Raw genomic sequence first — 25,600 nt, forward strand, 5'->3', positions numbered from 1 at the left:
GAAAGAGTTGATGACGCGCCCGGAGCAACCGGCAGTAGCTTTCCGCGCGGGTTTGGTGGTCGTCTGCGAAGGAGAGCCGAGATGCCAGCATATGTACAGCATCATCAGGATGTCGAAATCGCGCCCGTGAATTGCCCCTCCTGCATGGGGTTCCTGCCGATGTATGTGCGCGAGGTCGAACCGCATTGGAGCCTTGCCAAGATCGACTTCGTCTATGAATGCGCCGATTGCGGTGCCGAGGTCAGACAGACCATCCGCAAGCCGGAGCTGCTGCGGCACTGATTGCGCGAACGGCGAACCGCTCGACTATTTGCGCTAAGCGGAAAAAGCGCGGTCCGCGCGGGTCTGGTGCCTCCCAAACGAGGCTTGTTCTTTGCCGGGAACGCAGGCAGAACAAGCCTCAAGCAAGACCTTTGGGAGCGCCCTTTCGTGGCTGAACAGAAGGCCTCGACCTCGATCGAGGCAGTGGAGAGCGGCCTCGCCGCGCAGGGCTATATCGCGAGCCGGCAGATCGCGACCGCCGTCTATTTGTCGCAGCAGATCGAGAAGCCGATCCTGGTCGAGGGCCCCGCGGGCGTCGGCAAGACCGAGCTTGCCAAGGCGATCGCGGCCTGGCGCGGCATGAAGATGATCCGCCTGCAATGCTACGAGGGCCTCGACGAGGCCAAGGCGCTCTACGAGTGGAAATACGCCAAGCAGCTTCTCTACACCCAAATCCTCAAGGACAAGCTCGGCGAGGTCTTGGGCGGCGCGCAGACCCTGCATGCCGCGCTCGACCAGCTCCACGATTTCGGCGACGTGTTCTTCTCCAAGGAATTCGTCGAGCCGCGCCCCCTGCTCCAGGCGCTGGAGCAGCCGGGTGGCTGCGTTCTGCTGATCGACGAGATCGACAAGTCGGACGCGGAATTTGAATCGCTGCTGCTGGAGATCCTGTCCGACTTCCAGGTCACGATCCCCGAGCTCGGCACTGTCTCGGCGATCACGCCGCCGACCGTGATCCTCACCTCCAACAGCGAGCGCGACCTCGGCGACGCCTTGAAGCGCCGCTGCCTGCATCTGCATATCGGCTTCCCCGAGCAGCGGCTCGAGGAGCGCATCGTCGAAAGCCGCGTGCCCGGCATCTCGCAGACGCTGCGCCGGCAGATGGTCGGCTTCATCCACGAGATCCGCTCGCTCGATCTGAAGAAGCTTCCCTCGGTCAGCGAGACCATCGACTGGGCGCGCGTCCTGGTGCTGCTCCAGGCGTCGGAGCTCGACACCGATATCGTCAAGGACACGCTCAACGTGCTCCTGAAATACGAAGCCGACATCGAGGCAGCAAGGCCGCAGGTGACGACCTTCATTGCCAAGGCGGCACGGTCCAACGTCTTCGGTTGACGCCGATGCGCGAGAACCTCCATCGTTTCTTTCGGGCAGCACGGGGCGTCGGCGTTCACGTCTCGCCTGCGGAGAGCATCGATGCAATGCGCGCGGTCAAGCAGGTCGGCTTTTCCGACCGGGCCATCCTGCGCGATTCACTGCTGCTGACGCTCGCCAAATCCCAGGACGAGAAGCTCGCACTCGGCGACTGTTTTGACCTGTTCTTCAGCCAGCCGGAGCCGCGACAGGATCAGCCCGAAGCCGACAGCGACGACACTTCGCAGGATTCGGATCAGTCGCCCTCCTCCGAGGCGGCCGGCGAGCCGGGCGAAAGCCAGCCTCCCCAGGAATTGGGCCAGCTTGCGCAGATGCTGCTGTCGCAGGACCGCAATGCGATCGCAGCCGCCATCGCCAGCGCCTCCGGGGCTGCCTCCCTCTCCGACATCCGTTACTCCACCCAGCGCGGAATCTTCTCCAGCCGCATCCTCGACGCCATGGGCCTCCAGCGGTTGCGCGACGATCTCGACGAGCTGACCGCGACCAACCCGGCACTGGCCGAGCGTCTGCGCGCTGCGCTCGATGCGCTGCGCGAAGCGGTGCGCGACACGGTCTCCCAGGGGCTTGCCCTCTATGCCCGCGAGGAGGCCGAAAATCTCCGCAACGAGATCCTGCGCAACGCGCCGCTCGCGCGCATCGAGCGTCGCCAGGTTGCTGAGATGCGCGCCCTCATCCGCCAGATCGCGCGCCGCCTGCGCGAGCGCTATTCGAAGCCGCGCAAGCGCCAGCGCCGCGGCCATCTCGACGTCCGCCGCACGCTCCGCCGCAATGCGGCCTGGGGCGGCGTACCCTTCCTGACCGCATGGAAGCGCAAGCATCGCGACCGGCCGAAGATCGTGGCGCTCTGCGACGTCTCCGGCTCGGTCGCGCAGGTCTCCGACTTCTTCCTGCTCCTGATCCACTCGCTGCACGAGGTGGTCGACGACGTCCGCTCCTTCGCCTTCTCCTCGCACATGATCGAGGTCAGCGAGATCCTGGAGAAGAACTCGCCGGAAGAGGCGATGGCCGAGATCATGTCCAAGGTCGGCTTCGGCTCGTCCGATTACGGTTCTTCGCTGGTCGATTTCGAGAAGGACTTCATGAGCGCGCTGACGCCGCAAACCACGGTGATCGTGCTCGGCGATGCCCGCAGCAACAATCTCGACCCGCGTGCCGACATCCTGCGCCGCATCTCCGAGCGCTCGAAGCGGCTGGTCTGGCTCAATCCCGAAGGACGGCTCGCCTGGGGCTTTGGCGATTCCGAGATGCCGCGCTACGCGACCTTTTGCAGCGTCGTACGTCAATGCGCCACCGCGCAACAGCTCGAGCGCGCCGTGTCCGATATCGTGGCGACTTATCAGTAGGTCTCGCTCGCGGCCAACCTCAGTTGCGAAACGTCAGTTTCGCGCAAGCTCCGCCTGGCCGACATTACACTCCCGGAAGTGATAGGCAATTTCGTCGAGCGCACGCTGCTCCCATTCCTGGGCTTGCGCGAGCCAGAAAATCCGGCGCTCAAAATCGCGCGCCGCACGCTCCCGGCATAGGGATTCCTGACTGCGAATTTCAACCAGCCTGTTCATGCACTCCACTCCTGGCGCGTGAAGTCATTCCCCGCGAATCAACGTAACAGAACCCGGATTGCTCGCCTCATGATTTCCAGGCATCTCGCGTCGCAGAATGGGACAGCGATACTTCCCGTGCACTGCAGCCGCTTGCAGCGCAGCATCAACTGCGGATCATCAATTAGTGATCGCGGTGCGGGACAATGTTCGCGATTGAGCGATCGAGCTCTCGTGTCGCAACGAACTGCGGCAATTTGTGAAGAGAAGTTCTAAACAGCTCACCGAATTCCCGACTCATTGTCGTCGCACGGTCTTCATGCAGCGTCGCTAACAGAGGCGCCAACGCGCACTATCACTTGAGGCAACATGAGCAACGATTCCGACTTCGAACTTGCGCCGGACCAATGGGAAGCTCTGCGCACACTTCGCAACCCGCCGTCGAACGGACGCCTCTCGAAGCCCTATCTCGTCGCAAGCCTCGTCGAACTCGGCCTCGTTGTCATCAATGACGGCGTGCCTGCGATGACGCCGGCCGGCCGCAAGGTGCTCGTGCGCGGATCGTGCCGGCTGCTGGATCTCGTGGCGTGACAGCTTCGCGCTGATCATCTGCGCGCCATTCCCCCGCTGGCACATCACCGAGCAAGTCAGTCATTCCACTGGAGGAGCGGCGATCCATACGCTCTTCTCCAGACGGACAGGAAACGCGGAAACCAGGAGTGAGCCACCGCGCCCTTATAGGCCCAGGTGCGATATTTCAGACCCTGCTCGGAGATCAACTCCTGATATCCGCCGTGGAGCTCGGTTGCGGTACGAATGTCCTTCAATATTCCCTGGGCGCAGGAACGGTAGGTCTCGCTCCCCGAGGATTCGTCATAGTCCAGCATGCGATCCGCGAATTCGACGTTGAACGTCGGCCAGGAGGAACGTCCCTGATAGGCGGGAGCCGCAATCTTGTGGATCATCTTGTTCCGCGGATTATCCGCGGACACCAGGAAGTGGAACGTGCTGGGGATGCGAAAGCGCGGCTCCGCAATGATGAGATCCGCCGTGGCGGCGAACAGTGCCCGCTCGCTCGCATCGTTCATATCCCAGAAGCCGCGATGCACGCTGACGAAATCCAGCGCCACTGAGGACACCGGTGAGCTCGCCGGACCATCCAGGGAATGCCTGACGTATCCGTCCCTGCCGAACAGGCGGAGCAGATGCTTCTTGTACTGCGCAAGGTCGCACCCGAGCAGCCGCTTCAACTCGTTCTCGTCGACGATACCGAGCTGTACGCTCCACACGAAGGTCGTATGGACGCAAGCATTGGTCACGAAACGCCGGCGCTCGGCACGGGTATCCGTTGCAGCGGAGCGAGGTGCATTTACGTCACAGAGTAAACACCTGCTGCCGCCATCGTCGAGCGGCTCGAGCTCGCTTGCGAGCTGCAGGATCGCACGCTTCAGGTCACCGCCATATTCTCCCAGCAGCAGGCGGCCGGCATGGGCGCATTGGGACGTCGCCAGATAGGACGGCGCCCTCTGATCGGCGGAGATCATCTGCTGCAGGCCGGCCAGAATGCCGAGCAGCGTATCCGACGGACGCGAGAAGTAATTCACGCCGAGATATCGACCACGCCCAGCCGGGACGATGGTCGTCGTGACGACGTCGGCGCGAACCGCCTCCAGCAACAAACGGATGCTCTTGTCGAGCAGCCGAGCCCGCCGCACCGCGTCTTGTGCGTCCATGATGGTTTCGGGGTCGAGGACATCAGGATAGAACCAGGCGAAGTCACGGGGATAGTAGGCGGATGCGTGTGGTGCGCCCGTGACGAGGAAGGCCTCGGTTACCGAAAAGGCGCTGTCCATCGAGTGCCGGTAAAGGTCCTCGATGGCCGACAACGAATGACGCGATTTTCTCAGGAATCGATCCCCGAGAAAATTGACCGCCTGGAGGGCGTTGGCGAAAAACGTCGCGGCCACACCTTGGTAGAATCGGTTTCCGCGATTTGAGGGCAACGAGATATCGCTATTCATATGTGGGCTAGGGTAACTCCGATGGTGCGGCCATCATCCAGAGTTTTGCCTGATTCGTATTTCTCCCAGATGACTTTCCGGGCTCCGGCGGGGCATTTTCGACCTGCCCAGGGCGACAATCCCCGATCGGCCGGTGGTGATGTTCACCCGAATTCGTGTATGAAGCACGGACCAGCGACGCCGATCTCGCCGCGGTCGGCCGGCACATGGCGGAACACTGACGCGGAGGATTGATGGCCGGCGCATCCGAACGCGACGAACACTTTCTGCGCCTGTCCTTTGCGGTCGCCCGCCGCTCCCTCACCCATGGCAATCATCCGTTCGGCTGCATCGTCGTCGCGGACGACAAGGTGCTGATCGAGGCCGAGAACGGCTACATGCCGGATCGCGACGGCACCGCGCATGCCGAACGTCTCGCGGCCACCCAGGCCTGCCGCACACTCGGCCGCGAGGTGCTGGCGACGGCGACGCTCTATTCCTCGGCAGAGCCCTGCGCGATGTGCGCCGGCGCCATCTACTGGGCCGGCATCGGTCGCGTCGTCTACGGCCTCAGCGAGCATCGCCTGCGCGGCGTCACCGGCAACCATCCGGAGAACCCGACGCTCGACCTGCCGTGCCGCGAGGTCTTTGCCAGCGGCCAGCGACCGACCGAGGTCGTTGGTCCGCTGCTCGAAGAGGAAGCCGAAGCGCTGCACGACGGCGCGTGGACGAAGTAGATGTTTGAACCGCTACCGTAGGGTGGGCAAAGGCGCATTTGCGCCGTGCCCACCATCTATCCCAACACCGCAGCAGATATGGTGGGCACGCTTCGCTTTGCCCACCCTACGAGAGCACTCTTGGCAAGCGCAAATGGTGCCGCGCATTTCCACGCGGCGCCATCGAACCCTGAGACCCCAACCGGTCAGAACTTCACGGAGATACCGGAGTAGAGCGAGGATTCGGTGCAGGACCCGGTGCTCACCGTCCGGCCACCGACGGCCGTGGTACAGCCGACGGCGAGGTTGTGATCGAGCCCGAACTTGTTCTGCCAGTAGCGGTAAGCCACCCAGACGTCTACGAAGTGGGAGTACTTGTCACCCCAGGCCGCCTTCGAGGCGTCGAAGGTCAGGCGGATCGGCTCCGAGTTCAACTCCACCGCCGTGTTGTAGACGCCGTTCGCCGGGCTGTAGGGAAGCGGTTCGGTGTCGGTGCCCTTCTTGCCGTACCAGCCGGCGCGGCCGCTGATCGAGAAATATTGCATGCTCGGCGGCAGGAAGCCGAGATCCATGTAGTAATTGATCTCGACGGCCCAGGTCGGCTTGAACGAGGTGTTGCCGTCCGCAAGACACGTGACGCCGGGAACGCCCGGACCGAACAGGCCGCACTGGCTGAAGGAATTGTGGTTGGCGAACTCCCAATAGACCAGCGGCGCGACGTTGATGTAGCCCTTGTAGGGCAGATCGAACGCAAACTGCAGACCGCCGACGACGTCGCGCTTGGCGGCGCCGAAATACCTGTTCTCGGTATTGGCATCCATGCCGACCTCGAACGAGATGTTGTGAAGCGGCCCCGCACTGAAGGCCTTGGTGTTGAAGAGCTCATTCCAGCCGAAGGTCGAGCGGAACAGCCCATAGATCTCCGTTGCCCCGGCGCACGAGGCCGGCGCCCCGAAGATCGTGCCCGCGTTGGTGCAGGGCCCGGCCGGGTCGTTGTGATCGGACTTGAACATCGAGATGGTGAAGAAGTTCGTGCCATACGCCCATAGATCGAAATGCGTGAACGAATAGACCTGCTTGGTGGTCTTGCTGTCGATCGACCCATCCGGCCGGAACGACCACGCACCGGGCTGAGAGGCGTTGAAGATGTACGAGAAGGTGACGCGGTTATCGATCACCAGGAAGAACGGAAGGTCCGGCGCCTTCTTGGCCGCCTTGACCGGCAGATCCGCCGCCTGAGCCAGGCCACCGGTGGCCAGCGTAGCAAGTGACAGCGCCGCTGCTGCCATTGCCTTGAAACGAAACGACATCCTGAATACCCCCAAGTTTGGACACGTCAACGAACGCCCTTGGGTGCGACACTTGCGCCGATCTCCCGGAGTGAGAAGCCTCAACTTTTCACATGACGTGCCGCTTGCTTCGGCAGCACGCGGCGATTGATCGCCGGACACTGCCGAGCTCCTACACGCGGCGAGCGCGCACGGCATGATCGTCATTGCCAAACATTCCCGATTGTTTTTGTTCGGATTTTCGGACCTCTGCCCGATGAACCGCCGGGTCGGAGCGCTTGGCGCGGCCGCGGCTCTTCAGAGCATGGAGAGACCGACGCAGGATTGCTCAACTTGGCGTCAAGCCTGCACAGCGGGTTCCGAATTGGTTTGAACCGTCACAAATTTGCAACAGACGCCATTGGAAGCCGCGATTGCGCCAGCCCGTCCGACGCTGCTTGCGGCGATCGTCGCTCGAAAACGACGCGTCTTCCCGGCACTGCCATGCTTGCCGAAGCGTTGAGCAAGGGATGACGCTTTTTCGCATCTTACGCGGCGGCACAAACTAGCCCAGTATTGAGGCACTCCATCCCATGCAAGCGCATCAGCGAATGTTAGATCCGACGTCCAAAGGCCTGCATTCCGGCGAGTCCCCGCTGCTGCGGGCGATCGGGCTCACCAAACGCTAAGGCGATTTCCTCGCCAACGATTCCATCGACATCGATATCTGGCCGAAGGAAATCCACGCGCTGCTGGGCGAGAACGGCGCCGGCAAGTCCACCCTGGTCAAGGCGATCTACGGGCTGATCCAGCCCAGCGCCGGCGAGATTCGCTGGCAGGGCGAACGCATCGTGCTGTCCGGCCCGTCGGAAGCACGCCGCCGCGGCATCGGCCTGGTGTTCCAGCATTTCTCGCTGTTCGACAATCTCACCGTCGCCGAGAACGTCGCGCTCGGCCTCGACGGAAGAGAATCCTTCAAGGACATGTCGGCGCGTCTGGAGCAGGTGTCGAAGATCTATGGCCTGCCGCTCGATCCCCGGCGCGAGGTCTGGCAATTGTCGGTCGGCGAGCGTCAGCGCATCGAGATCGTCCGCGCATTGATGCAGGATCCGAAATTCCTCATCCTCGACGAGCCCACCGCCGTCTTGACACCGCAGGAAGCCGATCAGCTCTTCATCGTGCTGGAGCGACTCAAGGCCGAAGGCCGCGCCATCCTCTACATCAGCCACAAGCTCGAGGAGGTGAAGCGGCTCTGCGACACCGCAACGATCCTGCGCGGCGGCAGGAAGGTCGCGACCTGCAATCCAAGGCTCGAGACCGCCGCATCGCTCGCGCGCATGATGGTCGGCGGCGAGATTAGGGAAGTGAAGGCCGCATCCAGCCGGAAGACCACCGTGCCGCGGCTCGTCGTCAACGATCTTTCACTCGCACCGAGCGAGGCACATGGCGTTCGGCTCGAGCACATTTCGTTTGAGCTGAAGGGCGGCGAGATCCTCGGCATCGCCGGCGTCGCCGGCAACGGCCAGGATGAGCTGTTCGCCGCGCTCTCCGGCGAACGACTCGCGAAGGATCCCGGCACCGTCGTGATCGAAGGCATTGCCGCCGGCCATCTCTCGATCACGCAGCGGCGCAGGCTGGGTGCCGCCTTCGTTCCCGAGGAGCGGCTCGGCCACGGCACCGCACCACGCATGAAGCTATCGGAAAACGCGCTGCTCACCGGGCATGCCGCGAGCGGCATGGTCCATCGCGGCTTTATCGACACCGCCGCCACGCTGAAGACCGTCGACCGTGCGACCGAGACGTTCGATGTGCGCAAGGCCAAGCGCGATCCTGAAGCAGCATCCCTCTCCGGCGGCAATTTGCAGAAGTTCATCGTGGGACGCGAGATCCTGCGCAACCCTGCGGTGCTGGTGGTGAGCCAGCCGACTTGGGGCGTCGATGCCGGCGCCGCCGCCGTGATCCGCCAGGCGCTGCTTGATCTCGCAACCGCAGGCGCCGCCGTGCTCGTGACCAGCCAGGATCTGGACGAACTCGCCGAGATCGCCGACCGCATCGCCGTCATGTTCCACGGCAAGCTGTCAGCGCCGCTCGCCACGAGCGAGGCGAGCCGCGAAAAGCTCGGCCTGCTGATGGGCGGCAGCAGCCTGGAGCCGAAGGAGGCCGCGCATGCAGTTGGTGCTTGAGAAGCGCGCCGAACGCTCTGGCACGATCGCCCTCGTCTCGCCACTGCTCGCGATCGGCCTCACGATCGTGACCATGGTCATCCTCTTCGCGATTCTCGGCAAGAATCCGCTGCTCGCCTTGCACGCCTATTTCATCGCGCCCTTGACCGACGGCTATTCGCTCCAGGAGATCGCGGTGAAGGCAACGCCGCTGGTGATGATCGCGATCGGGCTATCGCTGTGCTATCTCGCCAATGCCTGGAACATCGGCGCCGAGGGGCAATTCCTGATCGGCGCGGTGGCCGGAAGCTGGATTGCGGTGAGGACGCAAGGCACCGACGCCGGCGCCTGGGTGCTGCCGGCCATGCTCGTGCTCGCCGCGGCCGCAGGCGCGCTCTATGCGCTGATCCCAGCGATCTGCAAGGTGAAGTTCGGCGCCAGCGAGATCCTGACCAGTCTGATGCTGGTCTATGTCGCCGACCTCTTCCTCGACTATCTCGTGCGCGGCCCCTGGCGCGATCCGCACGGCTTCAACTTCCCGACCACGGCCGAGTTCGACCCGGTCGCGACGGTCCCGCTGCTGATCGAGGGCGGCCGGCTGCATCTCGGCTCGATCATCGCCCTGCTCGTCGTCGCGGCAGCGGCGATCCTGCTCGCTCGCACCATCAAGGGGTTCGAGATTCGCGTGGTCGGTGCCGCGCCCCGTGCAGCACGGTTCGGCGGCTTCAACGCCAACCAGCTGATCATCCTGACCTTCGCGGTCTCGGGCGCGCTCGCAGGTCTCGCCGGCATCATCGAGGTCGCGGGGCCCGTCGGGCATCTCCAGCCCGGCATCTCGCCCGGCTACGGCTTTACCGCGATCATTGTTGCATTCCTTGGTCGGCTGAACCCGGTTGGAATATTAATTGCAGGCCTCTTCCTTGCCTTGACCTTTATCGGCGGCGAGCAGGCCCAGATCGCGATGAAGATCCCGTTGGACGTCACCAAGGTGTTTCAGGGTATTTTGCTGTTCTACGTGCTCGCCTGCGATTCCCTCATCCTCTATCGCTTCAAGCTCGTGTCCTCGAACCGACAGGTGCCCCGTGGAGCTGGTTGAGGCCATCATCCTCGCAGTGCTCGCGGCGTCCACGCCGCTCCTGATCGCCGCGACCGGCGAGCTGGTGACCGAGCGCTCCGGCGTGCTCAACCTCGGCGTCGAGGGCATGATGATCGTTGGCGCGGCCTGCGGCTTCGCCGGCGCCTGGCTTACCGGATCGATCTTCATTGGCGCGCTGTTCGGCATCGTCGCGGGCACGATGATGTCGCTGATCTTCGCGTTGATGGCCCTCGGGCTCGCCGTCAACCAGGTCGCGACGGGTCTCGCGCTGACCATCCTCGGCGTCGGGCTGTCCGGACTGATCGGCGCCCGGTTCGTCGGCGAGCGCATCACCCCTGCAGTTCACCTCTCCATTCCAGGCCTCACCGACATCCCGCTGGTCGGCCGCGTGCTGTTCGGCGAGGACGCCTTCGTCTACGTCTCCATTGCACTCGTCGTCGGCGTCTGGTGGTTCCTGTACCGCACGCGGGCGGGATTGATCCTGCGCGCCTGCGGCGACAATCACGTTTCCGCGCATGCGCTCGGCTATCCCGTGCTGCGTATCCGCACCTTCGCCGTGATGTTCGGCGGCGCCTGCGCCGGTCTTGCCGGCGCTTATCTGCCGCTCGCCTATACGCCGTTCTTCATTCCCGGCATGACCGCGGGCCGCGGCTGGATCGCGCTGGCGCTGGTGGTGTTCTCGTCCTGGCGGCCGGGCCGGCTCGTGGTCGGCGCCTACCTCTTCGGCGCGGTGACGATCCTGCAATTGCACGCCCAGGGCTGGGGCGTCGGCATCCCCTCGCAGTTCATGTCGGCGCTGCCTTATCTCGCGACCATCATCGTTCTGGTGATGCTCTCCCGCGCGCGCAGCGGCGGCTCGACCGCACCGGCCGCGCTCGGCACCGTGTTCGTACCTGACCGCTGAGTTTCATTTCCGCGACGCGCGCGATGGGGCGCGCGCGTTGCCGATCGTGGCTTTCCCCTGATGTATGGAGATCGATGATGAGGAAATTATTTCTCGCGCTGGCTACCGGGCTCTTGCTTGCCGGGAGCGTCAGTGCGGCCTCCGCCGCCGACAAGCTGAAGGTCGGCTTCATCTATCTGGGTCCGATCGGAGATCTCGGCTGGACCTATCAGCACGATCTCGCGCGGCAGGCGCTGGTGAAGGAGTTGGGCGACAAGATCGAGACCACCTATCTCGAGAACGTGCCAGAAGGCCCCGATGCCGAGCGCTCCATCGAGCAGCTCGTCCGCGCCGGCAACAAGCTGATCTTCACGACCTCGTTCGGCTACATGGACCCGACGCTGAAGGTCGCCAAGAAGTATCCGAACGTGCATTTCGAGCATGCCACCGGCTACAAGCGCAATCCGAACATGTCGACCTATTCGGCCAAATGGTGGCAGGGCCGCTACATTCAAGGCCTGATCGCGGCCAAGATGTCGAAGTCGGGCGTGCTCGGCTATATCGGCTCATTCCCGATTCCGGAGGTCGTCTCCGGCATCAACGCGACGATGCTGGCGGCGCAGACCATCAACCCTGGCATCAAGGTCAAGATCATCTGGGCCAACACCTGGTTCGACCCGGGCAAGGAGGCCGACGCCGCCAAGGCGCTGATCGACCAGGGCGCCGACGTCATCATGCAGCACACGGATTCGCCCGCCGCGATGCAGATTGCCAGCGAACGCGGCAAGCTCGCCTTCGGCCAGGATTCCGAGATGATCAAGTTCGGGCCCAAGACCCAGCTCACCTCGATCCTGGACACCTGGGGCCCCTATTACATCGAACGCGTCAAGGCCGAGCTCGCCGGCACCTGGAAGTCCGAGGACAGCTGGGGCGGCCTCGACAGCCACATGTTTGCGATGGCGCCCTATACCAACATGCCCGACGAGGTGAAGAAGATGGCGGAGGATGCCCAGGCCGCGATCACCGCGGGCAAGTTGCATCCGTTCAAGTGCCCGATCGTTGGGCAGGACGGCAAGCCGGTGGAGTGCAAAGGCGGCGATCATCTCGACGACGGCCAGATCCTCGGCATGAATTTCTACGTCAAGGGCATCGACGACAAGCTGCCGGGCAAGTAGCACGCTTCTTGCTTTACCCAAATCACCTGCTCCTCCCGGAGGAGGTTCGGAGGGGGTGGCCAGAAGCACCCGGCACTTGTGGTCGCCCCCTCCTTCAATTTTTGCCCCTATCCGGCCTGCATGGCCCGCGCTGCCGAGCTGTGGCGGCGGATGAGGCCAGCGATATCAAGGCCCGGGATCGCGCCATCGATTACAGCCCATCGTCCGGCCACCATCACCCGGTCGGCCCGATCTGCCCCGCACAGGACCAATGCGGCCAAGGGATCGCCGTGGCCGGAGAAGCGTAGCTCGTCGAGCCTGAACAGCGCGAGATCGGCGGCCTTGCCGACCGCGATCTCGCCAAGTTCGGGACGGCCGACGCAGGCTGCCGACCCCTTGGTGGCCCAGCGTAGCGCGTCCTTGTGGCTGACCTTGGCCACGCCATAGCGCGCCCGTTGCAGCAGGAAGGCGGCGCGGACTTCCTGCATCAGATTTGAACCATCGTTCGAGGCTGAGCCGTCGACACCGATCCCGATCCCGACCCCGGCCTCCTCCATCTCGCAGACCGGACAGTAGCCGGACGCCAGCACCTGATTGCTGCACGCGCAATGGCTGATGGTCGTCCTGGCTTTGCCCAGCCGTTTCATCTCCTCCGCGTTGAAGAAGATGCCATGGGCCAGCCACGTGCGCGCATTGAGCCAGCCGCATTGCTCGAGATAGTCGAGCGGGCGGCAGCCATACATCTGCTCGCAGAATTTGTTCTCGTCCTCGGTCTCGGCGAGATGGGTGTGCAGGCGCACGTCGAGTTTGTCAGCGAGATCGGCGGTGGCGCGCATCAACGACGTCGTCACGGAGAACGGCGAGCAAGGCGCCAGCGCGATCTGCACCATCGCATCCGCGCCGCGCTGGTGATGCTTCGCCACCACGCGCGCGCTGTCGGCGAGGATCGTGTCCTCGTCCTGCACGACGCTGTCAGGCGGCAGGCCGCCGTCGCGCTGCGACAGGTTCATCGAGCCACGCGTCAGCAGCACGCGCACGCCGAGCCGCCTTGCGACGCCGACCTCGATATCGACGGCTTCTTCGAGTCCCGCGGGGAAGACGTAGTGATGATCCGTCGTGGTGGTGCAGCCCGAGAGCAGCAGCTCGGACATCGCCACGGTGACGCCGAGCTCGAGCGCTTCAGGCGTCAGCCGCGCCCACACCGGATAGAGCGCCTGGAGCCAGGGGAACAGTTCCCGGTCCATCGCCGCCGGCAGCGCTCGCGTCAGCGTCTGGTAGAAGTGATGATGGGTGTTGATCAGGCCCGGCAGCACGACGTGTTCGCCCGCATCGAACACCGCGACTTCAGCGCTCGCAGGCGTGCCGCCGGCCGGCACGAGCTCGACGATCCGGCCGTCCTTCACCACGATCCCGCGCTCGGCCCCGTCGGCGAGGATGGCCAGGGGATCCCTGATCCAGATCGGCATTGAATCGCTCATGATCCTGCTTCTCCCCACATCCGCTGACGGCAGGCCTGCAAGGCGGAGGACGACTGCGTCCTTGCTCCGACTTGTTGTTGCCACTTGGCTCCCGACTTGCAACACTTTCTCTTGGACGATTCACCCGACGGAAGCGCTGGCGCAGCCATGGATTTGAATACCATCACAGCGGTCGCCCATCCGCAAACGCGCACGCAGCTGCCGGTTTGGAGGGCAGGCGATGCTTGGCTCGCGGGCGGCACATGGCTGTTCTCGGAGCCGCAGACGCACCTCGCACGGCTGATCGATCTCACCGATTTGAAATGGCCGGCGCTGACGGTCACCGAGAGCCATGTCTCGATCGCCGCCACCTGCACCATCGCAGAGCTCGATGGTCTGGCCTGCCCGCCTGACTGGCTCGCAGCGCCGCTGATCAACCAGTGCTGCCGCGCCTTGCTGGCGTCGTTCAAGATCTGGAAGACCGCGACCGTCGGCGGCAATCTCTGCATGTCGCTGCCGGCAGGACCGATGATCTCGCTCACCTCCGCGCTCGACGGCGTCTGTACCATCTGGAAGGCCGGCGGCGGCGAGCAGAAGGTTCCTGTCCTCGACTTCGTCACCGGCAACCAGCGCAATCGCCTGACGCCGGGCGATCTGCTTCGCCAGATCGATATTCCAATTGCCGCGTTGAGGCGCCGCACCGCATTTCGCCAGATCTCGCTGGCGCCGGTCGGCCGCTCGGCAGCGCTGCTCATCGGCAGCCTTGATATCGATGGCTCGCTGACGCTCACGGTCACCGCATCGACGGTGCGGCCGATCCAGCTATCCTTTCGCAAAGTCCCGGACGCGAGCGCGCTTCGTGCCGCGCTGATGCAGCAGATCACCGATGATCTGTACCACACCGACATCCACGGCCAGCCGCTCTGGCGCAAGCACATGACGCTGCGGCTTGCCGAAGGAATTCGTAGCGAGCTGCTGGGAGCGATGCCACCATGAGCTTCGAGGTCAACGGCCAAACGTTTGCGCAGGCGCCGCGCGCCGGGCAATGCCTGCGCACGTTCTTGCGCGAGCTCGGCCATTTCGGCGTGAAAAAGGGCTGCGATGCCGGCGACTGCGGCGCCTGCACCGTGCTGCTCGACGGGGAGCCGGTGCACAGCTGCCTGATCCCGGCGTTCCGCGCCGAGGGACGCAACCTGACCACGATCGAAGGTCTCGGCGGGGACCACGGCGGCCATCCGATGCAGCAGGCCTTCCTCGATGCGCAGGGCTTTCAATGCGGCTTCTGCACCGCCGGCATGATCCTGACCTGCGCCTCGCTGAACCAGGCACAGCGCACCGATCTCGGCGCGGCGTTGAAGGGCAACATCTGCCGCTGCACCGGCTATGGCGCGATCGAGGACGCACTGCTCGGCAGGACCAATGTCGAGACGAGCGTCGAGGCCGGCGCCGCCTTCGGTCGCAGCCTGCCGGCGCCGGCGGGACCCGACATCGTCCGCGGCACGGCCCGCTACACCTTCGACACCGCCATCGACGGCCTGCTCCATGTCAAGCTGGTGCGGTCGCCTCATGCTCACGCCAGGATCGTCGCGATCGACAAGTCGGATGCCCTTCGCGTTCCCGGCGTTCACGCAGTGCTGACGCATGAGGACGCACCTTCGGTCCTGATCTCGACCGCGCGGCACGAGAAGGACTGGATGGACCCCGAGGACACCCGCATCCTCGACGACGTCGTCCGCTTCATCGGACAGCGGGTTGCCGCAATCGTCGCCGAGACCGAAGCCGCCGCCGAGGAGGCGTGCCGGCGGATCAAGGTCGAATATGAGGTCCTCCCCGCGCTGATCGATCCGGAGCAGGCGATGGTGCCGGGCGCGCCCGTCATTCATCCTGACCGCACCACGGCGAACCGCATCGCCGATGCCCAGCGCAACCTCGCCGCGGAGACGCATGGTGAGTTCGGCGACGTCGCGGCGGCGCTCGCGACGTCCGCCGTCACCTTCGAGGGCACTTTTCACAGCCATCGCGTGCAGCATGCGGCGCTGGAGACCCATGGTGGGCTGGCCTGGCTCGATGCTTCGGGCGTGCTCAACGTTCGCACCTCGACCCAGGTCCCGTTCCTGACCCGGCGCGCACTGGCGGACATCTTTGAACTCCCCATGGACAAGGTCCGCGTGGTCTGCGAGCGCGTCGGCGGTGGCTTTGGCGGCAAGCAGGAGATGTTCGTCGAGGACATCCTGGCGCTTGCTGCGCTGAAGACCGGCGGGCCCGTGAAGCTGGAGTTCACCCGCGAGGAGCAGTTCATCGCGACCTCGACGCGGCACCCGATGCGGGTCCATATCAAGGCCGGTGCCGACGCCGACGGCAAGCTCACTGCGCTTCAGCTCGACGTGCTCTCCAATACCGGCGCGTACGGCAATCATGCCGGCCCCGTGATGTTTCACTCGCTGTCCGAGTCGATCGCCGTCTACAATTGTCCGAACAAGCGGGTCGATGGCTTTGCGGTTTATACCAACACGGTGCCCGCGGGCGCGTTTCGCGGCTACGGCCTGCCCCAAACCCAGATCGCGGTGGAAGCCGCCATCGACGAGCTGGCAAGGCAGCTCGGCATCAGCCCCTACGAGATGCGCCGGCGCAACATCGTGAGGGACGGCGACCCCATGCTGTCGCCGCCGCCCTCTGAATTTCACGACGTCGTCTATGGCTCCTACGGCCTCGACCAGTGCCTCGACCTCGTCGAGCGCGCCATGCAGGCCGATGGCCCGCAGCCGGAGCTTTCGCCGGAATGGCTGATCGGCGACGGCATCGCCCTCACGATGATCGATTCCGCGCCGCCGGCCGGCCATCTCGCGGACGCCATGATCGCGCTCAACGAGGATGGCGGCTTCGACCTCACCGTCGGCACCGCGGAGTTCGGCAACGGCACCAGCACGGTGCATCGGCAGATCGCGGCGACCACGCTGGCGACCACCGTCGATAGGATCCGCCTGCATCAGTCCGACACGGCCCATGGCGGCCACGACACCGGCGCCTATGGCAGCGCCGGCACCTTCGTTGCCGGCAAGGCGACCCATGCGGCTTCCATGCAGCTTGCGACCGAACTGAAGGCGGCGGCCGCCGGTGCGTGGCTGTGCGACGTTCAGGCCTGTGTGCTCGAGGACAATGCGGTCGTCAGCGGCGTCCGGCGCATGCCTTTTACGGAGCTGGTGAAACTCGCGCGCGAACGCGGACAGCCATTCGCGAGCAGCGGCAATTCCGAGGGCACGCCGCGTTCGGTCGGCTTCAACGTCCAGGGGTTTCGCGTCGCCGTGAACAAGGGCACCGGCGAGCTCAGGATTCTCAGGAGCGTGCAGGCGGCGGACGCGGGAATCGTCGCCAATCCCATGCAGTGCCGTGGTCAGGTCGAAGGCGGCGTCGCACAGGCGCTCGGCGCCGCGCTCTATGAGGAAATGGTGATCGACGCCAACGGCAGCGTCACCAACCCGAAATTCCGCGACTACCACCTGCCCTCTTTCGCCGACGTGCCGCGCACGGAGGTGTACTTCGCCGACACGTCCGACACGATCGGGCCGCTGGGCGCAAAGTCGATGAGCGAGAGCCCGTACAATCCGGTTGCCGCCGCGCTCGGCAACGCAATCGCCGACGCAACCGGCATTCGCTTCACCGCGCCACCCTTCAAACCGGATCGGCTGTTTCCGGCGCTGCACGACAGGTTCGGTAGCTAGCTGCCGCGATAGGTCGAATAGCTCCACGGCGTGACCAGCAACGGAACGTGATAGTGGCTTTCCGGCTCGCTGATCGCAAAGCGCAGCGGGATCTCGTCGAGGAACGGTGGGTCGGACAGCGGCACGTTGCGTTCGGCGTAATATTTGGCAACGCTGAATCTGAGCTCGTAGCGGCCGATCGGCAGCGGGCGGTCGCTGATCAACGGCTGGTCGGTGCGACCGTCGGCATTGGTCACCGCGCGCGCGATGACGCGGTTCTCGCCGAGGCTCGCGAGCTCCACGAGCTCAATCGGGACGCCCGCCGCCGGCTTGCCAATGTGATTGTCCAGCACATGCGTCGACAACCGGCCATGCACCTTCAACTTGTCGTCGGCAATGACGAGTTGATCCAGCCGCAGCGCGGAGATACGGCCGATTTCCTCGATCGCACGCCGCGTCTCGGTCTTGGCGATATTGCGCAACCGGATCTCGAAATCGCGCAGTACAGAATCTTTGGTGTGACGGCGCACGCAGACGATATAGGGGAAGCCGAACTTGTCGCGGTAGGCGTTGTTGACGCGCTCGAAGGCCGCGTACTCGGCTTCCGAGAGCCGGTCGAGCCCGGCGCTGTTCTGCTCGTCGGTCGATTCCGCCGTGAGTCCGGCGGCGCGCTGCGTTTTGCTGGCGAGATCGGGGTGCGCCCGGATCAGCGCCAGCTGTGCGTCAGGCTCAGCACTCTGGATCGCCGCCATCAGCGCTGTGTGCAACTGGTTGATCCCGGCGAACGGCCGCTTGCCGGCAAGCTGTTCGGCGATCCACGGCGAATATTCGACGACGTTGGCGAGCGCCGCGACGAAATCGGCGTTGCTTGCTGCGTTGAGATCGGCCAGCGAGATCTGCGACATCGTCCTCAACCGATCTCGAACGCTTTGGTCGCGAGATGCGCATGCTTGTCGTGCCAGTGCTGCGCGATCTGCAATCGCGTCGGCACCCAGACGCGCTCGTGCTTGCCGATGTAATCCAGGAAGCGGATCAATCCGGCAGCACGACCGGGCCGGCCGGCGAGGCGGCAGTGCAGGCCCACCGACATCATCTTCGGCGCGCTCTCGCCTTCAGCATAGAGCACGTCGAAGGCATCCTTCAGATAGGTGAAGAACTGCTCGCCTTCGGCAAAGCCCTGCGGATTGATGAAGCGCATGTCGTTGGCGTCGAGCGTATAGGGAATGATGAGCTGCTTGCCGCTCGCACTCTTGATCCAATAGGGCAGATCGTCGGCATAGGAGTCGCAGAGATAGAGGAAGCCGCCTTCCTCCATCAGCAGACGGTTGGTATTGATCGAGGAGCGCCCGGTGTACCAGCCGAGGGGGCGCGAACCGGTGGCTTCGGTATGGACGCGGATCGCTTCCGCGATCTCGGCGCGCTCCTGCGCCTCGGTCATGTCCTTGTGCTCGATCCATTTCAGGCTGTGGCTGGCGATATCCCAGCCCGCCTCCTTCATGGCAGCTACGATCTCCGGGTTGCGCTTCAGCGCAGTGGCGACGCCGAACACGGTGGTCGGCCAGTTGCGCGCGGTGAACATCCGCCACAGCCGCCAGAAGCCGGCGCGCGAGCCATATTCGAACATCGATTCGATATTGGCATGACGCTGGCCCGCCCAGGGCTGCGCGCCGAGCACGTCGGACAGAAACGCTTCCGAGGCGCGGTCGCCGTGCAGGATGTTGTTCTCGCCGCCTTCCTCGAAATTGACGACGAACTGCACCGCGACCCGCGCGTTGCCGGGCCACTCTGGATGCGGCGGGTTGCGGCCGTAACCGCGGAGATCGCGCGGGTAGCGGGGCTCGGTCACTTAGACTTCCTCAAAGCGGATCGGCAGGGCGCCCTTCCACAGCACGCTCTTGCCCAGCGTCGCAAGATTTTCCAGGCCCGAGGTCAGCGTGATGAAGTGGTTGCCGGCGAGCTGGCCCATCTTGCTCGCGAAGTGCACGCTGCCATAGGCCAGCAGGATCTCGGTCTCGCTGATGCCGCCGGGATAGAGGATGATCTGACCGGGCGCGGGGTAGCTCGTGTGGTTCTCGTAGCCGACGCCGAAGTCGCGATCGCCGAGCGGCATCCACACGCCCTCGCCGCTCCAACGCACATGGATGATATGGCTTTCGAACGGCAGCGCCTTGCGGAAGGCGGCGACGGTCTTTGGTGCCAGTTGCTCCTCGAAGCGGGCATCGAAGCTGAAATCGCCCGCACGGATAGCGAGTTTGCCCATCTCATCTCTCTGAATCGGGGCCGGTGGCCCACGGAACACTTTCAAGCAAAGAGCACTCCCGACAGCTTCGCGCAAGTGCCGCGGCCGCATCACCTGCGGTCGTAGGACCAGCCGAAAATGCCGCTCCGCCGCATCTCCGGTTCCGGCTCGACGGCAGGCAGCGGCGCCTCCTTCAGTTCCGCTTGCGGGGGCGGCGCCGGCAGGGTCTCGCATGTCATGGCGTAGACCAGCTTGCCATCCGCGGTACGCCCGATCGGGGCACAGGGATCGGAATGCGCCGCATTGGTCTTCGGCGTTTTGGCTTGCGCGGCCGCCGGGAAAGTCAGCAGCAGCAGGATCAACAGATATCTCGACATCGTTGTCGCCTTACGGAGCATTGGCCCCATTGAACCGGATTGCGGCGGGCAAGTCCATCGGCGCCAGCGGGGCGCGATTGCCGAATAATTAGCCGGCATGCGGCAACCTGGAAAGCGACAAGGCACAATGCGGCGAGATGGGCCCCGACTCAGCAGCGCACCGCTGCACCGGACGATGCTTCGCATCGCCGGGGGGAACGCTGCGCTGCGTCCGGAGCACGAGAGCGGAGTGATGCGCACTCTCTCCACATCGTCATTGCGAGCGCAGCGACTTGTCCGCCGAAGCCTTTGGCGAAGGCGGAAGAAATCCAGAATTCCTCCGCACAATGACGGAATAGGAGGCGGCAGCTTGCTTCTCCAAGTGACACTGTCATTCCCCGCGCAGGCGGGGAATCAAGTACGCCGCGGCCTCTCGGTTCAATCACTGCCGTCTCGGCGTACTGGATCGCCCGGTTCAACCGGGCGATGACACCGCGTGTGTGGCTGCGGGCATACCTTCGCGTTCTCGCGGCTTGTTCGCCCGAGCTTTGCTTGATCTCGCTACCCTCAAATCCAAGAGGGCGCAGGGAAGGCCGGGTGCCAGCTCGCACCCGCGGTCTGCTGCGCGAAATGTAGCGCAAGAAGACCGCACAGCAGCATACAGGTGGTGCCGAACACTGGGCCTTCCCTGCGCGATGGCCGGACGGCTTATGCCGTGATCTCCCGGGAGCCGAACTTTCCTTCTGGCCTCCCTCGCCCCGCGAATTGGATGATGCAGTCTGCCCGGTTGGGCTCGCTCGCATCTCCGCGAAAGGCTTGACCGTAGCAACGACGGCCAGGACCACACGGTTTTGCCGTACGCATGGCCCGCCATTTCGCCGCAGTCTTTCCAGCCCTGTCGACGGAGCCGGAAACTTACAGGCGAGACGAACCTAGCAGCGCCGCTCGTCTGCGCGAAGCCTCGGGCTCACAGGGACTACCCGCCCTGCCCGCACCTCTCATGCCGACGCTGCCGCGTCCACCGCAGACCCGGCTCGCGACAGTGACGACACAAGATCGCCCCTCTTGGATGAGCCGGGATGGGCAACACATACGACAAAACCGAATTTCGGTAAAGTGGAATATTTTTGCGCGGGCGGATTGACAGCGGGGCGACACAGCAAGGTGCCGTAGCCCGGATGGAGCGCAGCGCAATCCGGGACAGTGCGAGATACCGGACGAGCGGCCCCGGATTACGCTTTCGCTACAAGAGTACCGACGCAGCAAAAAGGGCGGCACAAAGCACCGCCCTCTTTCGTGCAACCCAATCCGGGCAGCGTCGAAAACGATCGTTCAATACGGCCCGTAACGGTAGCCCGGATCGTAATAGAACGAACTGCCGCCGTAGCCCTGACCGCCGTAATAGCCCTGACCGCCGTAGTAAGGACGCGAGCCGTAATAATAACGGTTCTCGTAATAGTCGCGGCGCCGGCTCTCGGCGATCGCGCCGCCGATCACACCCGCCGCAAGGCCCATGAAGGCGAGACCGGCAGCGTTCGGCCCGCGCCGATAGTAGCGACGGCGGGCTGCGCTGAAATCGGTGACGTCGGAGGAGCCCTGCCCGGCCGTGACAGGCTTTGCGGATACCGGCTCAACCGGTCCCGGGGACGCCGCCGCCGAGGGCGATATGGAGGTTGCGACCAATGCCAGGCTGGTGAACGCGGCCAGCACCATGTTGCGGCCGGCTGCAGAAATCATGGGTCCAACAGTCATTTTGACCTTCCTATGCTCTTGCCTAAGTTCTTGCCTAATTCTTGCCCAACGAAGAGAGATGCAAACCCTGTTTAATGCGCAAACCATTGAGATGGTTTCACGTTCGCGGCAATCCGCCACGCTTTGAACGATTGTAAACGAACGACCAAATCGCAGCTTGAACCACCGAACCTGAGCGGATAATGAACAGGCGCGCCGTTTTTCGGGCGCCGTAAGCGTTTTACGTGAACCAACGCATCAACCGACGCCGTCGGGATCGATGCCATTTGCAGGGTTCACCGTGACTGACGCGTCCTTTTCCCCAAGAGAAATCCGATGATTGCGGTTCGTAAACTGCCGGCGCGCTATGCGCCGATCGTGATGCCATTCGTGCTGTCCATCCTCATGACGGCCGTGGTGTCGGTCATTTCGACGCTTCGGAGCCTCGGCGCAACGCCGGCGTTCCTCGCGACATGGCCGGGCGCCTGGGCGCTGTCCTGGCTGGTCGCCTTTCCAACGCTGCTCGTGGTGCTGCCGATGGTCCGGCGCATCGTGACGCTGCTCGTCGCGTCCCCATCTCAGCCAGGCCGATAACCGGCGCGGACGGCGGCGGATTGAACCCGCCGTCCCGCCTCCAATTGACCTTACGACAGCGCGCCGAGCACGCCGCGCGTCGCCTTGTCGATCTCCTCGACATAGCGGCGGCGGACGAAGGTCTCGGTGAGGAATCCGACCACCTTGCGGCTGTCGGTGGAATCGACCACCGCCAGCATCTCCGCCTCGGCCTCGTCGAACACCGCCATCGCCGACTTCACGTTCATTTCCGGAATCAGCACGATGTCGATCAGGCGGGCGAGCTCGATCACCTGGATGTCGTCGGCGATGGTGTCGAGGTCACCGGAGAACAAATCGGGCAGCAGGACAAGGCCGACATATTCGTCGGCATTGTTGACGATGACGATTCCCGGCCGCGACCCCAGCGCGAACTCGCGGCGCACCGCGGCGATCGTCGTGGTCGACGGCACCTTGCCGACGTCGGAGCGCATCAGCCGCTCGACCGTGAGATTGCGCAGCCAGCCGACGTCGTTGGCGCTGCGGATGGTCTCGCCGCGCAGATGCAGGCGCCAGGTCGAGAAAGAGTGGCCGAACATGAAGCGGACGCAGATCGAGGTGACGATGCAGCCAGCGAGCACCACGGCGGTGACGTCGACATTGCGGGTCATCTCGAGCACCAGGAACGACATGGTCAGGGGGCCGCCGACGATGGCGACACCGAGCGTCGCCATGCCCGTCAGCATTGCGACCAGCGGATCGATCGCGAAGTTCGGACTGATCAAGAGCAGCACCGCGGCAAAGAACTTTCCGATCAGGCTGCCGACGAACAGCGAGGCGAAGAACAGGCCGCCGCGGAAGCCCGAGGCGAGCGAGATCAGGCAGGCCGTCACCTTCAAGGCGATGATCAGCGCGATCATGCCGATCGCCATCTCGTGAAACAGATCGAGCACCATGGCGCCGTGACCGGCCGCCAGCACCTGCGGCGTGACGATCGCAAAACCGCCGACGATGAGGCCGCCAAACACCGGCCGCAGCCAGACCGGCAGCCATTTGAACAGCCGCTCGAACATCGGCGAGGAGCGCATCACGGCGATGCCGACGCCGCTGGTGATGAGCGCGAGCCCGATCAGCGCCAAATATTGCTCGACGCCGACGGCGCTGACCTTGGGTATCTCCAACGAATAGGGCGCGCCGCCGAGCCATTGCGCGGTCAACGCGCCGGCGAGCGAGGCTGCCAGGATCGGCGCCGCGCTGCCGACCGAATAGACGCCGACGATCAGCTCACAGGCATAGAAGGCACCGGTGATGGGCGCACCGAACGCCGCCGCGATCGCCGCGGCAGCGCCGCAACCGACCATCAGGCGCAGATCGTTGCGGCGCAGATTGAAGAACTTGCCGAACAGCGAGGCGATCCCCGAGCCGATCTGGGTATAGCCCGCCTCGAGGCCGACCGAGGCGCCGCAGCCGTTGGAGATCAGCGTCTGGCTCGACACGATGACGCTGTCCCGCATCGACAGATTGCCGCCGCGCAGCGCGTTCGCCTCGATCGGGTCGACCGCGCTCGAAATCTTCATGCGCCGCCGCGACCATTCCATGATGCCGAGCGCGAGCCCGCCGAGCGCAGGGGCGAGCAGCGCGGCCCAGGGACTCACATAGGCGTTGGACGAGAGGCGCACGTCGATGGGGATGCCGTAGATCACCACATGCGCGATCTGCGCGATCTCGGCCATCAACGTCACGACCGCCCCGGCCAGCGTGCCGATCACCAGCGAGAGCGGGATCAGGTAGAACTCATTGCTGCGCAACAGAGCGCGCAGCCGAACCATGGTCCGGTTCGTCCCCTTGCGATCGACGAGATGCCTGATCCGCACGAACACCTTCTGCCCTACTCTTCCGACAGGCCGTAGCCGGCCATGCGCTGGCGGACCCGCTCGATCTCGTCGCTTGGAAGCAACGGCGGTTGTCCGATCTGGAGGCAGCCGTGATATTGCCGCGCCAGCGTCTCGACCTCGACCGCCAGCCACATCGCCTTGTCCAGCGTCTTGCCGATCGCGATCATGCCGTGATGGTCGAGCAGGCAGGCAAGCCGCCCCTCCAGCGCCCGCACCGCATGATCGGACAGCTCCACGGTTCCGAACGTCGCATAGGGCGCACAGCGGATGCTGTCGCCGCCGGCCGCCGCGATCATGTAGTGCACCGGCGGAATCTCCATGCCCATGATCGCCAGGATGGTGCAATAGGTCGGATGCGCATGCACGACGGCGTTGACGTCGGGCCGCGACTTCAGGATGTCGCGATGAAACCGCCATTCGCTCGACGGCTTCTGATCGGGCGCGTGTGCGCCGTCCATGGCCATGAAGACGATCTGCTCCGGCGTCATGGCCTCATAGGGCACGCTGGTCGGCGTTACCAAAAGCCCGTCCACATGTCGGACGCTGATATTGCCCGAGGTGCCCTGGTTGATGCCGAGCGCGTTCATGCGCCGGCAAGCGTCGATGATGGCCTGTCTCTTGGCGAGCTCGTCCGCAGTCATCGCATCCCGATTTCCTGACGATGGTCTTGTTAGACCCGAAGTACGTCAAAGCAACATGGCAGTGCAAGCGAAAGCGGCCCGGATCCGCTGCCGCCTTGGCGAGGCTCCTGCCAAACCACGAAATGGGCGGCAAAATCGATGGATTCACTGATATCGCAGCCCTATGACAGGCTGGTCCGGACAGCCGCAATCCCGTTGATCACGAACTGCACGGAATAGGCGGCGAGCAGCATGCCGAGGACGCGCGAGAGCACGGCATTTCCGGTGCGGCCGAGGGTGCGCGCGATCAGGTGAGCCGAGACGAAGCACAGCATGCAGAGCAGGCAGACCGAGAGGACGACCGCGATGATGATCGCGAGCCTCGCTCCATGGCCGGCATCGCCGGAAAGGAGCAGCGTGGTCGCGATCGCGCCGGGGCCGGCCATCATGGGGATGGCCAGGGGAAACACCGCGACGTCGGAGGCATGCTCGGACGTCGCCTTGTCGGCCTCGCGGGCCTCGCGATGCGGACGATCGCCGAAGATCATCTGGTAGGACACGCCGAACAGCAGCAGCCCGCCGGCGATCTGGAAGGCGGGGATGCCGATCCCGAGCTGGCGCAGCAGCCAGTTTCCGACCAGCGCAATCACCACCAGGATCGAGGCGGCGATCAGCGGCGCCCGCAACGCGATCGTACGCTTGACCTTGTCGGGCATGCCGCCGGTGGCGGCCAGAAAGGCCGGCGCGAGGCCGACCGGATCGACCACCAGCAGCAGCGTCACGAAGGCGGACAGGGCGAAGTCGAGCATGTGTCGGCGT

23 protein-coding genes and 1 pseudogene are annotated in these 25,600 nt (G+C 64.3%); 12 read left to right on the forward strand and 12 right to left on the reverse strand.

Translation table 11 applies throughout. From position 1 onward, the window contains the following. Positions 1 to 81: 81 nt before the first annotated feature. From IVA81_RS38065 to IVA81_RS38075, 3 genes are all read left to right on the forward strand, one after another. Complete coding sequence (locus IVA81_RS38065; protein WP_246930757.1) at positions 82 to 282, forward strand: hypothetical protein; 201 nt, start codon at positions 82 to 84, stop codon at positions 280 to 282. A gap of 147 nt (positions 283 to 429) precedes the next feature. Then, a complete protein-coding gene (locus IVA81_RS38070) occupies positions 430 to 1,377 on the forward strand; it encodes a MoxR family ATPase (RefSeq protein ID WP_247327828.1) in 948 nt (315 codons plus the stop codon). Positions 1,378 to 1,382: 5 nt separating this feature from the next. Then, entirely contained in the window at positions 1,383 to 2,759 is a 1,377-nt protein-coding gene (locus IVA81_RS38075; RefSeq protein WP_247327829.1) for a VWA domain-containing protein, read from the forward strand. Positions 2,760 to 2,792: 33 nt separating this feature from the next. On the opposite strand, the gene IVA81_RS38080 is transcribed toward IVA81_RS38075, so the two are convergent. After that, positions 2,793 to 2,975 carry a hypothetical protein gene (locus IVA81_RS38080; protein ID WP_247327833.1) on the reverse strand — a complete coding sequence of 61 codons (183 nt, stop codon included), beginning with the start codon at positions 2,973 to 2,975 and terminating at the stop codon, positions 2,793 to 2,795. Positions 2,976 to 3,323: 348 nt separating this feature from the next. On the opposite strand from IVA81_RS38080, the gene IVA81_RS38085 reads away from it, so the two are divergent. Continuing rightward, positions 3,324 to 3,545, forward strand: coding sequence for a hypothetical protein (locus IVA81_RS38085; protein ID WP_247327834.1), 222 nt, complete (start codon positions 3,324 to 3,326; stop codon positions 3,543 to 3,545). Positions 3,546 to 3,601: 56 nt separating this feature from the next. On the opposite strand, the gene IVA81_RS38090 is transcribed toward IVA81_RS38085, so the two are convergent. Next, complete coding sequence (locus tag IVA81_RS38090; RefSeq protein ID WP_247327836.1) at positions 3,602 to 4,975, reverse strand: hypothetical protein; 1,374 nt, start codon at positions 4,973 to 4,975, stop codon at positions 3,602 to 3,604. 233 nt (positions 4,976 to 5,208) lie between these two features. Between IVA81_RS38090 and IVA81_RS38095 the strand changes: the two genes are divergently transcribed. Continuing rightward, entirely contained in the window at positions 5,209 to 5,691 is a 483-nt protein-coding gene (locus IVA81_RS38095) for a nucleoside deaminase (RefSeq protein ID WP_247327838.1), read from the forward strand. A 185-nt stretch (positions 5,692 to 5,876) separates the two neighbouring features. Here the strand turns inward: IVA81_RS38095 and IVA81_RS38100 are convergent, their stop codons facing one another. Then, complete coding sequence (locus IVA81_RS38100; protein WP_247327840.1) at positions 5,877 to 6,980, reverse strand: hypothetical protein; 1,104 nt, start codon at positions 6,978 to 6,980, stop codon at positions 5,877 to 5,879. 569 nt (positions 6,981 to 7,549) lie between these two features. Here IVA81_RS38100 and IVA81_RS38105 point away from each other — a divergent pair. The 4 genes and pseudogenes from IVA81_RS38105 (at position 7,550) to IVA81_RS38120 (ending at position 12,254) form a co-directional block, all read left to right on the forward strand. Next, positions 7,550 to 9,121 (forward strand): annotated as a pseudogene (locus IVA81_RS38105) (ABC transporter ATP-binding protein). After that, positions 9,105 to 10,196 (forward strand): ABC transporter permease, encoded by a 1,092-nt coding sequence (locus IVA81_RS38110; RefSeq protein ID WP_247327842.1) that lies wholly within the window; start codon positions 9,105 to 9,107, stop codon positions 10,194 to 10,196. Before IVA81_RS38105 ends, IVA81_RS38110 begins: the two are co-directional and overlap by 17 nt. Then, on the forward strand, positions 10,183 to 11,100 hold the full coding sequence (locus tag IVA81_RS38115) for an ABC transporter permease (RefSeq protein ID WP_247327852.1): 918 nt from the start codon (positions 10,183 to 10,185) through the stop codon (positions 11,098 to 11,100). Before IVA81_RS38110 ends, IVA81_RS38115 begins: the two co-directional genes overlap by 14 nt. A 77-nt stretch (positions 11,101 to 11,177) precedes the next feature. Beyond that, on the forward strand, positions 11,178 to 12,254 hold the full coding sequence (locus tag IVA81_RS38120) for a BMP family ABC transporter substrate-binding protein (RefSeq protein ID WP_247327853.1): 1,077 nt from the start codon (positions 11,178 to 11,180) through the stop codon (positions 12,252 to 12,254). Between the two features lie 107 nt (positions 12,255 to 12,361). Here IVA81_RS38120 and IVA81_RS38125 read toward each other — a convergent pair whose 3' ends face one another. Further along, positions 12,362 to 13,711 carry an 8-oxoguanine deaminase gene (locus IVA81_RS38125; RefSeq protein ID WP_247327863.1) on the reverse strand — a complete coding sequence of 450 codons (1,350 nt, stop codon included), beginning with the start codon at positions 13,709 to 13,711 and terminating at the stop codon, positions 12,362 to 12,364. Between the two features lie 147 nt (positions 13,712 to 13,858). Here IVA81_RS38125 and IVA81_RS38130 point away from each other — a divergent pair, with 147 nt between their 5' ends. Together IVA81_RS38130 and IVA81_RS38135 are read left to right on the forward strand one after the other, a co-directional pair. Continuing rightward, entirely contained in the window at positions 13,859 to 14,686 is an 828-nt protein-coding gene (locus IVA81_RS38130) for an FAD binding domain-containing protein (protein ID WP_247327865.1), read from the forward strand. Continuing rightward, complete coding sequence (locus tag IVA81_RS38135; protein ID WP_247327868.1) at positions 14,683 to 17,409, forward strand: molybdopterin-dependent oxidoreductase; 2,727 nt, start codon at positions 14,683 to 14,685, stop codon at positions 17,407 to 17,409. The genes IVA81_RS38130 and IVA81_RS38135 overlap by 4 nt, the downstream gene beginning before the upstream one ends. Here IVA81_RS38135 and uraD read toward each other — a convergent pair. The 5 genes from uraD to IVA81_RS38160 form a co-directional block, all read right to left on the reverse strand. After that, the gene (gene uraD / locus IVA81_RS38140; protein ID WP_247327871.1) at positions 17,406 to 18,293 is read right to left on the reverse strand and encodes a 2-oxo-4-hydroxy-4-carboxy-5-ureidoimidazoline decarboxylase; all 888 of its coding nucleotides are present in this window, start codon (positions 18,291 to 18,293) and stop codon (positions 17,406 to 17,408) included. The genes IVA81_RS38135 and uraD overlap by 4 nt on opposite strands. 5 nt (positions 18,294 to 18,298) lie before the next feature. After that, complete coding sequence (puuE, locus tag IVA81_RS38145) at positions 18,299 to 19,234, reverse strand: allantoinase PuuE (RefSeq protein ID WP_247327875.1); 936 nt, start codon at positions 19,232 to 19,234, stop codon at positions 18,299 to 18,301. After that, positions 19,235 to 19,648 carry a DUF3830 family protein gene (locus IVA81_RS38150; protein WP_247327896.1) on the reverse strand — a complete coding sequence of 138 codons (414 nt, stop codon included), beginning with the start codon at positions 19,646 to 19,648 and terminating at the stop codon, positions 19,235 to 19,237. A gap of 89 nt (positions 19,649 to 19,737) precedes the next feature. Next, positions 19,738 to 20,004, reverse strand: coding sequence for a hypothetical protein (locus tag IVA81_RS38155; RefSeq protein ID WP_247327900.1), 267 nt, complete (start codon positions 20,002 to 20,004; stop codon positions 19,738 to 19,740). A gap of 1,311 nt (positions 20,005 to 21,315) precedes the next feature. After that, positions 21,316 to 21,735, reverse strand: coding sequence for a hypothetical protein (locus IVA81_RS38160; RefSeq protein WP_247327903.1), 420 nt, complete (start codon positions 21,733 to 21,735; stop codon positions 21,316 to 21,318). A 315-nt stretch (positions 21,736 to 22,050) separates the two neighbouring features. Here IVA81_RS38160 and IVA81_RS38165 point away from each other — a divergent pair, with 315 nt between their 5' ends. Then, the gene (locus IVA81_RS38165; RefSeq protein WP_247327906.1) at positions 22,051 to 22,308 is read left to right on the forward strand and encodes a DUF2798 domain-containing protein; all 258 of its coding nucleotides are present in this window, start codon (positions 22,051 to 22,053) and stop codon (positions 22,306 to 22,308) included. A gap of 50 nt (positions 22,309 to 22,358) precedes the next feature. Here the strand turns inward: IVA81_RS38165 and IVA81_RS38170 are convergent, their stop codons facing one another. The 3 genes from IVA81_RS38170 to IVA81_RS38180 form a co-directional block, all read right to left on the reverse strand. Then, a complete protein-coding gene (locus IVA81_RS38170; protein ID WP_247327923.1) occupies positions 22,359 to 24,146 on the reverse strand; it encodes a chloride channel protein in 1,788 nt (595 codons plus the stop codon). Positions 24,147 to 24,154: 8 nt separating this feature from the next. After that, positions 24,155 to 24,802, reverse strand: a complete 648-nt coding sequence (locus IVA81_RS38175; protein WP_247327926.1) for an L-fuculose-phosphate aldolase — start codon at positions 24,800 to 24,802, stop codon at positions 24,155 to 24,157. A gap of 161 nt (positions 24,803 to 24,963) precedes the next feature. Next, positions 24,964 to 25,590 (reverse strand): MarC family protein, encoded by a 627-nt coding sequence (locus tag IVA81_RS38180; RefSeq protein WP_247327929.1) that lies wholly within the window; start codon positions 25,588 to 25,590, stop codon positions 24,964 to 24,966. Positions 25,591 to 25,600 lie beyond the last annotated feature (10 nt).

The sequence above is a fragment of the Bradyrhizobium sp. 141 genome, from assembly GCF_023074055.1.
Lineage (GTDB): Bacteria > Pseudomonadota > Alphaproteobacteria > Rhizobiales > Xanthobacteraceae > Bradyrhizobium.

Bases quoted from the DNA above. Each gene is read 5' to 3' on its own strand.
- IVA81_RS38065 (WP_246930757.1), top strand. From the start codon at position 82: ATGCCAGCATATGTACAGCATCATCAGGATGTCGAAATCGCGCCCGTG.
- IVA81_RS38075 (WP_247327829.1), top strand. From the start codon at position 1,383: ATGCGCGAGAACCTCCATCGTTTCTTTCGGGCAGCACGGGGCGTCGGC.
- IVA81_RS38080 (WP_247327833.1), bottom strand. From the start codon at position 2,975: ATGAACAGGCTGGTTGAAATTCGCAGTCAGGAATCCCTATGCCGGGAG.
- IVA81_RS38085 (WP_247327834.1), top strand. From the start codon at position 3,324: ATGAGCAACGATTCCGACTTCGAACTTGCGCCGGACCAATGGGAAGCT.
- IVA81_RS38090 (WP_247327836.1), bottom strand. From the start codon at position 4,975: ATGAATAGCGATATCTCGTTGCCCTCAAATCGCGGAAACCGATTCTAC.
- IVA81_RS38095 (WP_247327838.1), top strand. From the start codon at position 5,209: ATGGCCGGCGCATCCGAACGCGACGAACACTTTCTGCGCCTGTCCTTT.
- IVA81_RS38100 (WP_247327840.1), bottom strand. From the start codon at position 6,980: ATGTCGTTTCGTTTCAAGGCAATGGCAGCAGCGGCGCTGTCACTTGCT.
- IVA81_RS38110 (WP_247327842.1), top strand. From the start codon at position 9,105: ATGCAGTTGGTGCTTGAGAAGCGCGCCGAACGCTCTGGCACGATCGCC.
- IVA81_RS38120 (WP_247327853.1), top strand. From the start codon at position 11,178: ATGAGGAAATTATTTCTCGCGCTGGCTACCGGGCTCTTGCTTGCCGGG.
- IVA81_RS38125 (WP_247327863.1), bottom strand. From the start codon at position 13,711: ATGAGCGATTCAATGCCGATCTGGATCAGGGATCCCCTGGCCATCCTC.
- IVA81_RS38130 (WP_247327865.1), top strand. From the start codon at position 13,859: ATGGATTTGAATACCATCACAGCGGTCGCCCATCCGCAAACGCGCACG.
- IVA81_RS38135 (WP_247327868.1), top strand. From the start codon at position 14,683: ATGAGCTTCGAGGTCAACGGCCAAACGTTTGCGCAGGCGCCGCGCGCC.
- uraD (WP_247327871.1), bottom strand. From the start codon at position 18,293: ATGTCGCAGATCTCGCTGGCCGATCTCAACGCAGCAAGCAACGCCGAT.
- IVA81_RS38150 (WP_247327896.1), bottom strand. From the start codon at position 19,648: ATGGGCAAACTCGCTATCCGTGCGGGCGATTTCAGCTTCGATGCCCGC.
- IVA81_RS38155 (WP_247327900.1), bottom strand. From the start codon at position 20,004: ATGTCGAGATATCTGTTGATCCTGCTGCTGCTGACTTTCCCGGCGGCC.
- IVA81_RS38160 (WP_247327903.1), bottom strand. From the start codon at position 21,735: ATGACTGTTGGACCCATGATTTCTGCAGCCGGCCGCAACATGGTGCTG.
- IVA81_RS38165 (WP_247327906.1), top strand. From the start codon at position 22,051: ATGATTGCGGTTCGTAAACTGCCGGCGCGCTATGCGCCGATCGTGATG.
- IVA81_RS38175 (WP_247327926.1), bottom strand. From the start codon at position 24,802: ATGACTGCGGACGAGCTCGCCAAGAGACAGGCCATCATCGACGCTTGC.
- IVA81_RS38180 (WP_247327929.1), bottom strand. From the start codon at position 25,590: ATGCTCGACTTCGCCCTGTCCGCCTTCGTGACGCTGCTGCTGGTGGTC.